Annotated in this window: 13 protein-coding genes and 1 pseudogene; 6 read left to right on the top strand and 8 right to left on the bottom strand. The window is 68.9% G+C overall.

Annotation, left to right across the window (positions count from 1 at the left end; all coding sequences use genetic code 11):
* Positions 1 to 190: 190 nt before the first annotated feature.
* Positions 191 to 1,132 (top strand): LysR family transcriptional regulator, encoded by a 942-nt coding sequence (locus tag AC1DY5_RS23905; protein ID WP_478115379.1) that lies wholly within the window; start codon positions 191 to 193, stop codon positions 1,130 to 1,132.
* A gap of 25 nt (positions 1,133 to 1,157) precedes the next feature.
* Here AC1DY5_RS23905 and AC1DY5_RS23910 read toward each other — a convergent pair whose 3' ends face one another.
* The gene (locus AC1DY5_RS23910; protein ID WP_478115381.1) at positions 1,158 to 1,967 is read right to left on the bottom strand and encodes an EAL domain-containing protein; all 810 of its coding nucleotides are present in this window, start codon (positions 1,965 to 1,967) and stop codon (positions 1,158 to 1,160) included.
* Positions 1,968 to 2,034: 67 nt separating this feature from the next.
* A pseudogene (locus AC1DY5_RS23915) lies at positions 2,035 to 2,166 on the bottom strand (hypothetical protein); the annotation flags it as partial.
* Positions 2,167 to 2,414: 248 nt separating this feature from the next.
* Here AC1DY5_RS23915 and AC1DY5_RS23920 point away from each other — a divergent pair.
* From AC1DY5_RS23920 to AC1DY5_RS23930, 3 genes are read left to right on the top strand one after another with little or no spacing between them, the layout of a single operon-like run.
* A complete protein-coding gene (locus AC1DY5_RS23920) occupies positions 2,415 to 2,933 on the top strand; it encodes a DUF2628 domain-containing protein (RefSeq protein WP_478115383.1) in 519 nt (172 codons plus the stop codon).
* Between the two features lie 2 nt (positions 2,934 to 2,935).
* On the top strand, positions 2,936 to 4,135 hold the full coding sequence (locus tag AC1DY5_RS23925; RefSeq protein ID WP_478115385.1) for a lipocalin family protein: 1,200 nt from the start codon (positions 2,936 to 2,938) through the stop codon (positions 4,133 to 4,135).
* Positions 4,132 to 4,653 carry a hypothetical protein gene (locus AC1DY5_RS23930; RefSeq protein ID WP_478115387.1) on the top strand — a complete coding sequence of 174 codons (522 nt, stop codon included), beginning with the start codon at positions 4,132 to 4,134 and terminating at the stop codon, positions 4,651 to 4,653. Before AC1DY5_RS23925 ends, AC1DY5_RS23930 begins: the two co-directional genes overlap by 4 nt.
* On the opposite strand, the gene AC1DY5_RS23935 is transcribed toward AC1DY5_RS23930, so the two are convergent.
* The 3 genes from AC1DY5_RS23935 to AC1DY5_RS23945 form a co-directional block, all read right to left on the bottom strand.
* Complete coding sequence (locus tag AC1DY5_RS23935; RefSeq protein ID WP_478115388.1) at positions 4,650 to 5,984, bottom strand: aspartate aminotransferase family protein; 1,335 nt, start codon at positions 5,982 to 5,984, stop codon at positions 4,650 to 4,652. The two genes, AC1DY5_RS23930 and AC1DY5_RS23935, sit on opposite strands and share 4 nt — an antisense overlap.
* A gap of 25 nt (positions 5,985 to 6,009) precedes the next feature.
* The gene (locus tag AC1DY5_RS23940) at positions 6,010 to 7,491 is read right to left on the bottom strand and encodes an amidase (protein WP_478115399.1); all 1,482 of its coding nucleotides are present in this window, start codon (positions 7,489 to 7,491) and stop codon (positions 6,010 to 6,012) included.
* Positions 7,492 to 7,556: 65 nt separating this feature from the next.
* Positions 7,557 to 8,540, bottom strand: coding sequence for a Bug family tripartite tricarboxylate transporter substrate binding protein (locus AC1DY5_RS23945; protein ID WP_478115390.1), 984 nt, complete (start codon positions 8,538 to 8,540; stop codon positions 7,557 to 7,559).
* A gap of 146 nt (positions 8,541 to 8,686) precedes the next feature.
* Here AC1DY5_RS23945 and AC1DY5_RS23950 point away from each other — a divergent pair, with 146 nt between their 5' ends.
* Complete coding sequence (locus tag AC1DY5_RS23950) at positions 8,687 to 9,598, top strand: LysR family transcriptional regulator (RefSeq protein ID WP_478115402.1); 912 nt, start codon at positions 8,687 to 8,689, stop codon at positions 9,596 to 9,598.
* Between the two features lie 137 nt (positions 9,599 to 9,735).
* Positions 9,736 to 10,971 carry an NAD(P)/FAD-dependent oxidoreductase gene (locus AC1DY5_RS23955; RefSeq protein WP_478115391.1) on the top strand — a complete coding sequence of 412 codons (1,236 nt, stop codon included), beginning with the start codon at positions 9,736 to 9,738 and terminating at the stop codon, positions 10,969 to 10,971.
* 20 nt (positions 10,972 to 10,991) lie between these two features.
* Here AC1DY5_RS23955 and AC1DY5_RS23960 read toward each other — a convergent pair whose 3' ends face one another.
* The 3 genes from AC1DY5_RS23960 to AC1DY5_RS23970 all read right to left on the bottom strand — a co-directional run.
* Positions 10,992 to 11,288, bottom strand: a complete 297-nt coding sequence (locus AC1DY5_RS23960; RefSeq protein WP_478115393.1) for a hypothetical protein — start codon at positions 11,286 to 11,288, stop codon at positions 10,992 to 10,994.
* A 26-nt stretch (positions 11,289 to 11,314) separates the two neighbouring features.
* Positions 11,315 to 11,524, bottom strand: a complete 210-nt coding sequence (locus tag AC1DY5_RS23965; protein WP_478115395.1) for a hypothetical protein — start codon at positions 11,522 to 11,524, stop codon at positions 11,315 to 11,317.
* Positions 11,525 to 11,618: 94 nt separating this feature from the next.
* A partial coding sequence (locus AC1DY5_RS23970) for a hypothetical protein (protein WP_478115397.1) occupies positions 11,619 to 11,899 on the bottom strand: 281 nt, incomplete at its 5' end.

Consider the following 11,899-nt stretch of genomic DNA (forward strand, 5'->3'; position numbering starts at 1 on the left):
GGTGAACGGCATCCAGTGGGCGTCGAGCCAGGCGGCATCGGTGCGCACGGCGGGCGCCGGCGAAGGAAAGGTCAGGTCGGTCATGGGATCTTCCCGCGGGGCAGGCGGGCATTGTGTTGCGGTGGCAACCATTGTTGGCATCCCTCATACTTGGAAAAAGACACCGATATCAATGTTCACTTGACGAATAATGAAAGTAATGAAGAGCGCGAAATCGAAGGCCGTGCTGGGTCAGCTCAGCGATATGGACCTGCGGCTGCTGCGGGTCTTCAAGAGCGTGGTCGAGTGCGGCGGCATGGCGGCCGCCGAGCTCGAGCTCAACATCGGGACCTCCACCGTCAGCCGTCACGTCAAGGACCTGGAGACGCGACTCGGGGTGGTGCTGTGCCGGCGCGGTCGCGGCGGCTTCGCGGTGTCGCCCGAAGGCGAGCGCGTCTACCGCGAGACCCTGCGCCTGCTGGCATCGGTCGATGCCTTCCGCGAAAGCATCGACGACATCCACCAGCGCATGGGCGGCCGGCTCGAGGTGGCGGTGTTCGACAAGACCGCCACCAATCCCGAGGCGCGCATCGGCGAGGCCATCGGGCGCTTCAACGACCAGGCGCCGGACGTCAGCCTGAGCATGCACGTTGCGACCATCAACGCGATCGAGCGCGGCATCATCGACGGCAGCTTCCATGTCGGCGTGATCCCGGCCCACCGCAGTTCCACCAGTCTTTACTACACCGACCTGTTCGGCGAGCAGATGCTGCTTTATTGCGGTGCCGGGCATCCGCTGTTCGACGCCCCGCAGGGCGCGCTGACCTGGGCGCGCCTGAAAGGACACGCCTTCGCCGGCCTCGGCTATCACTCGCCCAACATGGACCTGAGCCACCAGGCACGGCTGGTTCGCACGGCGACCGGCTTCGACCAGGAGTCGATCGCCACGCTGATCCTGTCCGGGCGATTCCTGGGTTTCCTGCCCGACCACTATGCCGAGGCCTTCGAACGCCGGGGCCAGGTGCGGGCGCTGCGGCCGGACAGTTTCCACTACGACTGCAGGTTCGTGGCCATCGTGCGCCGCGCACCGCAGCCATCGCCGGCCGCGCAGTTGTTCGAGCAGTGCCTGGCAGCGGCGCACGCGCGGGCCTGAGCCCGGCGCGGCGCATCGGGCGCGTCTACGCGGCCAGCGTCATCAGGGCCGAGGACGGGTCCATGGTCCAGCCCAGCACCGCCGAAGCTTGCATCGGCCGCGCGTAGAAGTAGCCTTGCAGCTCGTCGCAGCCGAGGGTCAGCAGGACGTCGCGCTGTCCCTGTGTCTCGACGCCTTCGGCCACGACCGTGAGGCGCAGGGCATGGGCCAGCTGGATGACGGCCTCGACCACGGCGCGCGCGTCCGCCTTGCGCTCGATGTCCTTGACGAAGCTGCGGTCGATCTTCAACTGCCGCGCCGGCAGGTCACGCAATTGGCTGAGGCTCGAATAGCCGGTGCCGAAGTCGTCGATCGACAGGTGGACGCCGATGCGGGCCGGGCCCTCGAAGATCCGGGTCGTGATCTCGCGCTCCTGGATCGCGACCGACTCCGTGATCTCGCAGATCAGCTGCGAACCCAGCAGGCCGTGCCGCCGGAGCGCTTCCTCGACCGAGTCGACCAGGGAGACCTCGCGCAGCTGATGCACGGAAAGGTTCACGGCCACGAGCATGTGCGGCCTTCGTTGCCCCAAGCCGCGACCTGCCGGCAGGCTTCGTTGATGACCCAGTGGCCGAGGCGGACCGATCAGGCCGAAGCGCTCGGCCAGCGGGATGAAGGTGTCGGGACCGACGACACCCAGTCGGGGATGGTTCCATCGGACGAGGGCCTCCAGGCCGCTCAGGCGATGGCGCCTGCCATGGATCTTCGGCTGGTAGTAGAGCTCGAGCTGGTCGTCCTCCAGGGCTTGGCGATGATCGCTCTGCAGTTGCAGCTGGTCGGCCGTGTCGACGGACATGTGTGCTTCGCGAGCACGAGATGCGCAGCCGCCGGCCAGCGACCTCGAAGGGCTGCGCGAAGGCGCGCAGGATCCGGTCGGCCACCTGGACGCAGTCCTCGATGGCGTACAGGCCTTCCAGCAGCAGCACGAATTCGTCGCCGCCGACCCGTGCCACCGTGTCGCCCGGACGCGTCCGCAGGACGCTGCGGCAGCCCACCGGCGTTGTCAAAAACTCACGCAGCTCCGGTGGCAATTTCCCGCTTCAGGATGTAACTGATACGCTCGGGACCGGCCTGACCTGCGATGACCTGGTAATCGTTGACGATGAAATGCGCTCGATGCGGCAGCTTGATGCCTCCCGGGGCCGGCGACCAGCCCTGCGCCCGATGCGGCGCGGCGCCCGGCCGTCCTTCCGGCCGGTCTTCGTCGCGGGTCGCGCAGAGCCAGGAGGAGCTGTATTCGCTCGTGATCGGCGATGCGAGTCTGAAGCACTACCTGCGCAAGTTCGCGCAGTTCGATCGCGACGGAAAGACCTCTGTTGGCTGGCACTGGCCGGCTTTCTTCGCTACGTTCGCCTGGCTGCTCTACCGCAAGAGCTGGTTAAACGCGGCGCTCTATGCCTTCGTGCCCGGCGTCGTCATCGGTTTCGCCACCGCAATCGCGGCCGCCTTCGGCCCGGCGGCCGTCACCGTCGTGACGCTGGCGGCCGGGCTTCTTGTCCTGCTGCTGCCGCCCTTGTATGCGGATGCCGCCTACTATCGGCTCTGCAGGAAGCGGATCTCGATGATTCTCGCCCTGCCCGGAAAGGACCCTGACACCATGCGTGCGCTGCTGCTCAGAACGGGCGGTACCAGCCGGCTCGCACCGATCTTCATGGTGCTGCTGATGATTCCCGCTATCGTGGGAGTGATGGCGGCGATCTCGATGTCGGCCGGGCCGGACGACGCGGTGCGCGCCAAGGCCGCAAGCCAAAGGATGCCCTGACCATGAAAGCCGACGACCAATCCCCAATCTACCGACGCTCCGGCTCCGGCTCCGGCTCCGGCTCCGGCCGTTCGCGTTCGTCCCGCCGCCGGCGGGCCCGAAGGAAAGGCCTGTGGATCTTCTTCGCCGCCATGGTCGCCGTCATCGCGGTGGTCGGCGCGGGCCTGTTCTACCTGTCGGCGTCAGAGCGGCCGCCGCTCGCCACCGTGCCGACCGCGCCGGTCGCAGCGGGCAAGAAGCCGGCGGAACGCACGGCGGCCCTGCCGCCGCTGAACCTGCCGGCCGACCATGCGCCGCATGGCTCCAGCATGGAATGGTGGTACTACAACGGCATCCTCGATGCCGAGACGGGCAATCGCTATGCCTTCCATGTCGCCGTCTTCGTCGCCAACGGGCTGGTCAAGCAGACGGTCATGCACGCGGCGTTGACCGACCTGCAGACCGGCAAGCGCTTTACCAGCCAGAACCGCACCGGCGGCATGCCCGCCAGGAGCGTCGCCAACGGATACGATTTCAGGCAGGGTGGCTGGCAGGTCGTGGCATCGGGCCCGGCGCATGCCCTGCGTGCATCGTTCGAGGGGGCTTCCCTTACGCTCGATCTCGAGGATGCGCACCCGGTGGTCGCGCACCGGGCCGCGGATTCGGCCACGCCGGGGCTGCTGGACTTCGGCAAGAGCGGCGTTAGCTACTACTACTCGCGCCCGCGCATCTCGGCGCAGGGCGAGATCTCGATCGGTGGCGATCCGGTCCCGGTGAGCGGCGACGTGTGGTTCGACCATCAATGGGGCGATTTCGATGTCCTGTTGCTGGGCTGGAACTGGTTTGCCCTGCACCTGGAAGACGGCTCCGACGTGATGCTCTATGAGCTGTTCGACATGGAGGGGCGCAAGGTCATGACCGCCGGCACGGTGTCGAATGCCGTGGGAGCGGTCGCGCTGAAGGCCAGCGACGTCGAGTTGACGCCGGGCAGCACCTGGACCAGCCCGAAGACCGGGATCCGCTACGTCGTCGAATGGCGACTCAAGCTGCCGTCCGGGACCTATGCCGTCAAGCCCTTCCATCCCGATGGTGAATTCGATTCGTCCCAGACGACCGCGAACGTCTATTGGGAAGGGCCGGTGAAGGTGACCGGCAGTTCCACAGGCGAGGGCTTTCTCGAATTGAGCGGCTACGACCGCCTCAAGCCGCCAAACAAGAAATGAATCAAGGATTCGAAGTGGTCCTGGGCGTGGCGATCGGTGCCCTCGCCGGGATCGTCGGAGGCGCGCTCGCGGGTTGGCGCCAGTCGAAGCTCGAGAGGGAGAAATGCACGCGCAGCCGCGACGACCAGCTTCGCTCGGATACGCGAGGCGCGCTGGCGGCGCTGGCGAGAACGCTCGCTTCGACGGCGCATTCGATGATGTGGGCCACCTTCAAGGCCCTCACCTCGGGCAAGGCCAGCCTCGAGGCGCTGGCCTCTTTCGAGGTCGAGTTCCATGCCGAAGTGGCCGAGCTGGTCGCAGCCCAGATGCGCCTGGCCGAACTCGACTTCGCGCTCTACGAAAAAGTCACGCCCTACGTCGGGCAGGTCATCGCGATGGGCGGCAGCACCTATGCCGCGTTGCGGGCTTCGATGGAAAAGGCGCTCGACGCCGAGGAGCAGCTGCGCGCCCGCCACCAGGAGGCGCTCGACCTGATCAAGGAGGCGCCGAAGAAGGTGGCTGGGCTGTTGGCGGCCTAGCTGGCCAGCTCCGCGGAACGGCGGGGCAGCAGGCCCGCGTGGACCGCGAGGAAGTCGGCCACGGCCTGCTCGAAGCGCGCGATCGCATCGTCTCCCAGCGGCAGCGACAGCACGATGAAGCCGCGCGGCGAGGCATAGATGCCACGTGCCAGCAGGTGGAAGAAGAACAGCTGGCGCCAGCGCGGGTCGACTGCCGCGAGGTCTTCGGGTCGCAGGATCTCGCCGGCCACGAAGTGCGCGTTCATCACCGAGCCGACGCCGGTGAACTGCAGCGCGACGCCGGCTTCGGCGCAGCGGGCGTTGAGCCGCTCGCGCAGTGCCGCGCCGCGCGCCGCCAGGGCGCCGGCGGCGGCGGGCGGAAAGAGCCGCGTCAGCCCGGCATGGCCCGCCGCCATCGTGACCACGTTGTTGTTGAAGGTGCCGGAATGGGCGAGCGGCCCGCTGCGCGGGTCGAACAGCGCCATGATGTCGGCGCGTCCGCCGAAGGCCCCGAAGGGCATGCCGCCGCCGATGTACTTGCCCAGCGTGCACAGATCCGGTGTGATGCCATGTAGCGCGGCCAGCCCGTGCGGCGCCAGGCGCGAGGTCATGACCTCGTCGATCACCAGCAGGGCCCCGGCCTCGGTCGTCAGCGCGCGCAGGGCCTGCAGGAAGCCGGGCAGGCCCGGGATGCAGCCGCTGGCGCCCAGCATCGGCTCGACCAGCACCGCCGCGATGTCCTGGCCTTCGCGCGCAAAGGCGGCCCGCAGGCTCGCCACGTCGTTGTAGGGCAGCACCAGGAAGTCGAAGGGCACGGTCGTCGGCGCCGGCTGGGCACCGAAGCCCAGCACGCCGCCGTGGTAGCCGCCCGAGAACACGACGATCCGCTTGCGCCCGGTGAAGTGCAATGCCGCCGTGATGGCCATCAGGTTGGCCTCGGTGCCCGAATTGGTGAAACGCACCCGCTCGATCTGCGGGAAGCGCTCGCAGATCAGCTGCGCGAGCTGGCCCTCGCGCAGGTTGTGGCCGGTGAGGTTGATGCCGCCCTCCATCGCCTCGAGCACGGCCTGGCGAATCTCCGGCGCCGAGTGGCCGTACACGCCCGCCGTGTACTCGGCGATGAAATCGTCGTAGCGATGGCTGTCCGCGTCCCACAGGATGGCGCCTTCGCCGCGCGCGATCGTGAGCGGGAAGGGGGCGTAGAACAACACCGACCGGCTGTTGGCGCCGGGCAGGAAGCGCGCATGGGCGTCGAAGCGCTCGCGGCTGGCGGGGTTGGCCGTGGCGAATTCATCGAGCCGCTGCGCCAGCGCGTGGTCGAGTTCGGGGAGGGCGGGGGAGGTGGGTGCCATGGGATCGTGCAAGCGGGAATCGAATCTACACGACCGAGGTTGCAGCGCCGCCGGCACCCGGCTCGCGCCAGTTCGCGGGCGGCGGTGCGGTGACGATCGAGTCCAGCGCCGGATGCGGCATCCGCAAGCCGGCCAGGTCGGGGCGCGGGCGGCGCAGTGCCGGGTCGGCGGCAAAGGCCTGCTCCAGCGCCAGGGCGGCCGACAGCACCTGGAGGTCGCCGCGGAAGGGGCCGACCACCTGGAGGCCGAAAGGCATGCCCTTGGCGTCGGTGCCGCAGGGCAGCGTCAGCGCCGGATGGGTGGTCAGCGTGGTGACGTAGGTCAGCGCCAGCCACCGGTAGTAGTTGGACTGCGGCTTGCCGTCGACGACCCGGGCGTAGGGCTGGGTCCAGGGAAAGGGCGAGACCGGCGTGGTCGGCGCCAGCACCAGGTCGTAGTCGGCGAAGGTGGCCTGGAAGCGCTGCAGGATGCGGGTCTGCTCGGCCTGCGCCCAGGCGCTGTCGAGCAGGCTCATGCCGGCCCCCATCTCGTAGTTGGCGCGCGGGTTCTCGCCCAGGCTCGCGGGGTCTTTCTCGTAGGTCTCGCGCATGCCGGCGACGAAGGCCTCGGCGCGCAGCACGTCGAAACAGCGGTGCACCTCGCCGAGGTCGAAGCGCACCGCGTCGCAGCGGGCGAACAGGTGCCGCATCGCCGCGATCCGGGCCGCGAAGGTGGCGCGGATGTCGGGGTCGACGTCGCAGCAGTCGAAATCGGTGGTGTACGCCACCCGGAGCCGGCCCAGCTCGGCCGCCTGCGGCCGCAGGAAGGCCAGCGGGTCGAGCGGATAGCTGAGCGGATCGCCGGCATGCATGCCGGCCGTGGCGGCGAGCTGCAGGCAGGCATCCGCGACCGTGCGGCCCATCGGGCCGACGACCGAGATTGGTGTCCAGCCCAGCAGCTTGCGCACACTCGGCACCACGCCGGGCGACGGCCGAAAGCCGACCACGCCGCACTTCGATGCCGGAATGCGCAGCGAGCCGCCGGTGTCCGAGCCGGTGCAGACCGGCAGCATGTCGCAGGCCAGGGCCGCGGCTGAGCCGCCCGAGGAGCCACCGGCATTCAGGTTGGGGTCGAAGGGGTTGCCGGTGGCACCCCACACCGGGTTGCGCGAATTGGCGCCGGCGCCCATCTCGGGCACGTTGGTCTTGCCGGCGACGATGGCGCCGGCGCGGCGCAGCCGGGCCACCAGCTCGATGTCCTGCGCCGGCACGTGGTCGCGGAAGGCGGGCGAGCCAAAGGTGGTCAGCAGGCCGGCGGTGGGCTCCAGGTCCTTGACGCCCAGCGGCAGGCCGTGCAGCAGGCCCAGCGGCTCGCCCTTCAGCACCGCCCGCTCGGCGGCGCGGGCCTCGTCGCGCGCGCGGTCGAAGCAGGTTGCCGTCACGGCGTTGACGAAGGGATTGATCGCCTCGATGCGTTCGATGCACGCCTCCAGCAGTTCGACCGGCGAGATCTCCCGGGTGGCGATCATCTGCCGCAAGGCGACGGCGGAATGCTCGACCAGGGCGACGGGTTGGGCGGCGCTATTCACCCGGCTCACTCCGGCTGGATGTTGGCGCGGACCGCGATGGCGCGCATCAGCGGCAGCTCGGCCTCGAGCTGGGCGGCGGCCTGGGCCGAGCCGACGAAGCCGGGCTCGACGCCCTGGTCGGCGAAGCCCTTCTGCACCGCCGGATCGGCGAGGGTGTCGGCCAGCGCCTTCTCGAGCCTGGCATGCACTGCCGGCGCCAAGCCGCGCGGGGCGACCACCATGCCCCAGCTGTCGAGCACCGCGGACGGATAGCCCGACTCGGCGAAGGTCGGCACGTTGGGCAGCAGCGGGGAGCGCTTGGCCGTCGTGATCGCGATCGCCTTGACCTTGCCGGCCTTGATTTGCGGCAAGGCGGCAGTCACCGTGTCGAAGGAGAAGGGCACTTGGCCGCCGATCAGGTCGGTCATGGCCGGACCGCTGCCCTTGTAGGGCACGTGCATCAGCTGGATGCCCATCGCCTGCAGTGCCATCTCGGCCGCGAAGTGCGAGCTGGTGCCGGCGCCGAAGGACGCATAGGCGTACTTGCCGGGTGCCGCCTTGGCGGCCGCCGTGAGCTCCTTGACGTTGTTCACGGCGACGGCGGGATTGGCCAGCATCACCAGCCCGACCCGGCTGACGATGCCGATCGGCTCGAAGCTTTTGATCGGGTCGTAGGGGAGCGACTTGCGGATCGCGGGGTTCAGCGTGTAGGTGGAGGCCGAGCTCATCAGCAGCGTGTAGCCATCGGGCTTGGCGTTGGCGACGTAGGCGGCGCCGATCGCGGTGCCGGCGCCGGGCCGGTTGTCGACGATCACGCTCTGGCCCAGCTTCTCACTCAGCTTCTGCGCCAACAGCCGGCCCTGGGCGTCGCCGCCGCCGCCCGGCGGGAACGGCACCACGATCGTGATCGGCCGCGAGGGGTAGGCATCGTCGGCCAGGGCGCCGGGGGCGTGAAGACCGAAGGTGCAGAGGGCGGCGATGCCGACGGTGCGCAGGAATGGGATGTGCATGGCGGGCGGTGGGGTGGGTTGGCGGGGCGAGGCGAAGCAGCGAGACCTCATCGTAGGAAGGCGGAAGCGCTGCAGCAATATCAATGTTTGGAAACTTTCATTGCGATAATGGCAATCTTGATGAGGGTAATCCCGTGCCAAAGAACATCAGCCAGCGGGTCTTGCAGGAAGYGGCGTTGCGCCATTTCCTCGAAGTGGTGCGCACCGGCTCGGTCACCGCCGCGGCCGAGCGCCTGAACGTCGCGCCTTCGGCCGTCAGCCGCCACATCGCACGCCTGGAGAGCGAACTCGACACGCTGCTGTTCGAGCGCCGGGCGCGCGGCATGGTGCCCAATGCCGCGGGCGAGCTGCTGGCCGCGCATGCCAAGCGCGCCTGGCAGGACATCGAGCGCGTGACCGATGACATCCAGGCGTTGCGCGGGCTGCAGACCGGCCGCGTGCGGGTGGCCAGCACCGAGGGCTTCGCGTCCGAGTTCCTGCCGAACCTGATCGCCGACTTCCAGCGCGACTACGCGGGCATTCGCTTCGTGCTGGACGTGCGCATGCAGGCCGAGATCCCGCAACTGGTTCGCGACGGCGACGTCGACATCGGCGTCACGCTCAGCACCAGTTCGGAGCGCAACATCAACGTCGAGCTGCGCCACCCGTCGCCGATCCTGGCCATCATGGCGAAGGATCATCCGCTCGCCTCGCGGCGGCAGTTGGCCCTGTCGCAGCTGATCGGCTATCCGATGGCGCTGCCCGGGCCCTACTCGACGCTGCGCCAGCTGTTCGACATCAGCTGCAGCCGCCAGGGCCTGCAGTGCGAGCCTGTCTTCCTGAGCAACCGGCTCGACGCCATGATCTCGTTTGCCGCGGCCGGTGGCGGCATCGCGCTCAGCGGCGAGGCCGCGCTGCGCACGCGGCTGAAGGCCGGCTTCGTGGTCGGCGTTCCGCTGCGCGACCGCGAGATGAACGAACGCCATTTCGAGGTCCAGACCATGGCCGGGCGGACCCTGCCCGGGTCCTGCCGCGCCTTTCTCGACCACCTACGGGAGGTGCTGCGCAGGGAGGGGTAGGAAGTGTTGCCGCATTGCGAATATCGCAAAGGATCATTCAATAGATTGCCATGCGGGCATGCTCGTGCGAACCCATAATCGACCCGACCCATGGAGCCACGACACATGACCCCAGCCCCCAACACGGCGCCACACCGATGTCCTGCGATGTCCTGATCCTCGGAGCCGGCATGGTCGGCACCTGCACCGCCTTGCAGCTGGCGCGGCGCGGGCACGCCGTCGCGCTGGTCGACCGCCAGGCGCCCGGGCGCGAAACCTCCTATGGCAACGCCGGCATCATCCAGCGCGAGGCGGTGGAGCCCTATGCCTTTCCGCGCGACTGGTCGGCGGTCTTCGATKCCGCATTCAAGCGCGGCATCGACGTCAACTACCACTTCGGCGCCTTGCCCGCGGTGCTGCCGCGCCTGGCACGCTACTGGCACGCCTCGGCACCCGCGCACTACGCGCCCATCGCGCTCGACTACAGCCGGCTGATCGAACACTGCCTGAGCGAGCACGCGCTGCTGATGGCCGAGTCCGCCGCCGGCGACCTTGTGCGCAAGGAGGGCTATCGGGTCGGTTTCCGAACCGCCGAGGCCATGGACCTGGCGGCGGCCCGCGCGGCCGACCTCACGCAGCGCTACGGCATTCGGCATGCGCTGCTCGACGGCGACGCGCTGGCGCTTGCCGAACCGGGTCTGCGCCAGCGCATCGCGGGCGCGCTGCACTGGCTGGACCCCTGGTCGGTGAGCGACCCGGGCGCGCTGGTGGCGCGCTATGCGCAGCGCTTCGCTGAGCTCGGCGGACAGCTGCTGACGGGCGATGCCGCCAGCCTGCGGCCCGACGCCGGCGGATGGCGGGTTCAGACGGCCGACGGGCCGCTGGTCGCGCGCCACGCGGTCGTGGCGCTGGGCCCCTGGGCGGACGAGGTCATCACGCCGCTCGGCTACCGGCTGCCGCTGTTCGTCAAGCGCGGCTACCACCGGCACTACCTTGGCAGCCCCGGCCTGCGGCTGCCCTTGCTCGATGCCGAACGCGGCCTGGTGCTCGCGCCCATGGCCCAGGGCATGCGAATCACCACCGGCGCGGAATTCGCCCGCATCGGTGCGCCGGCCACGCCGGTGCAACTCGGCAAGGCGGAAGTCGCGGCGCGCGAGCTGATCGATCTTCCGCAGCCGGTCGAGGCCGAGCCCTGGGTCGGCAACCGCCCCTGCACGGTGGACATGAAGCCGGTGATCGGGCCGGCGCCGAAGCATCCGGGCCTCTGGTTCAACTTCGGACACGCGCACCAGGGCTTCACGCTGGGGCCGGCGAGCGGTCGGCTGCTCGCCGAGCTGATCGAGGGCGGGACGCCCTTCGTCGACCCCGCGCCCTATTCGGCGGCCCGGTTCTAGTCTAGTGCGCAAAGGCGCGGCTACTCGAAGGGCTGGGATCTCTCCTCGTCCGACGGCGGTCCCAACTCTTCGATGCCGGTGGCCCTGTGACTGCGCAGGGTCGTCTCGACGGAGACGTCGGCCTGCTCGGCCGGCCGCTCGATGTCGACGCGACCGGTATGCGGGTCCTCCAGGGCGTGGACTTCTTCGGATTCGCCAGCCGCTTCATCGGGCTGCGTGGTGGCGGCCGACGAGCGCTTGCGCCGGGTCGGCGCGTCGGAGGCGGCGCGGACCGCGGCTGACTTGCCTGCCTTCGAGGTTCTGGGGTTCCTGCTCATGGATTCACCCTCCGTTTGCCTGGGACTCAGTGCGGCCCGTTCGGACGCACGTCTGGCCAGGATACTTCCAGGCCCATCATCGCGCGGGCGTACAGGTAGTTGACGCGCGCCCGCTCGCCGAGCGAATCCATGTCGACACGGCCTGCGGCGTCACATGGAAAGGAGAAGGAATGCCGGTCGCTGAAGAGGGAGTTGAAGCATAGTTCGTAGGTGCTGGATGCAGCTGAGGTGTTCATCATGATCTCCTGCGGAAGCGGCGAGGCACGACTTCAATCTAGGCGCGCCGGGTGGCAGGACCGCGAATGAAACGCATCAGCCTGAAACAGTGTGTCAATCGTCGGTGTCGCGGCGCTTCTTGGTGCCGTTGGTGACGTGCGGGGCGCGCGCCGAGGACACCGGGTGGCCCCCTCCGCGAATGTCCCCCGGCTTCGCCTCCTCCTTTATTTCGATGCGGGGCCACCCGATGCCCCCGGCACGGGTAACGCTGTGTCTTGATCGTCGATCAACGACGCGGTGACGGATCACGTCGATGGTGTGCTCTGCGCAGCGAAACAAAGGAGGAGGCCGCAGGCCGGGGGACATTCGCGGAGCAGAGTACGCCGTCGGCGTGA

It is taken from the genome of Variovorax sp. P4_D9, from assembly GCF_056401695.1.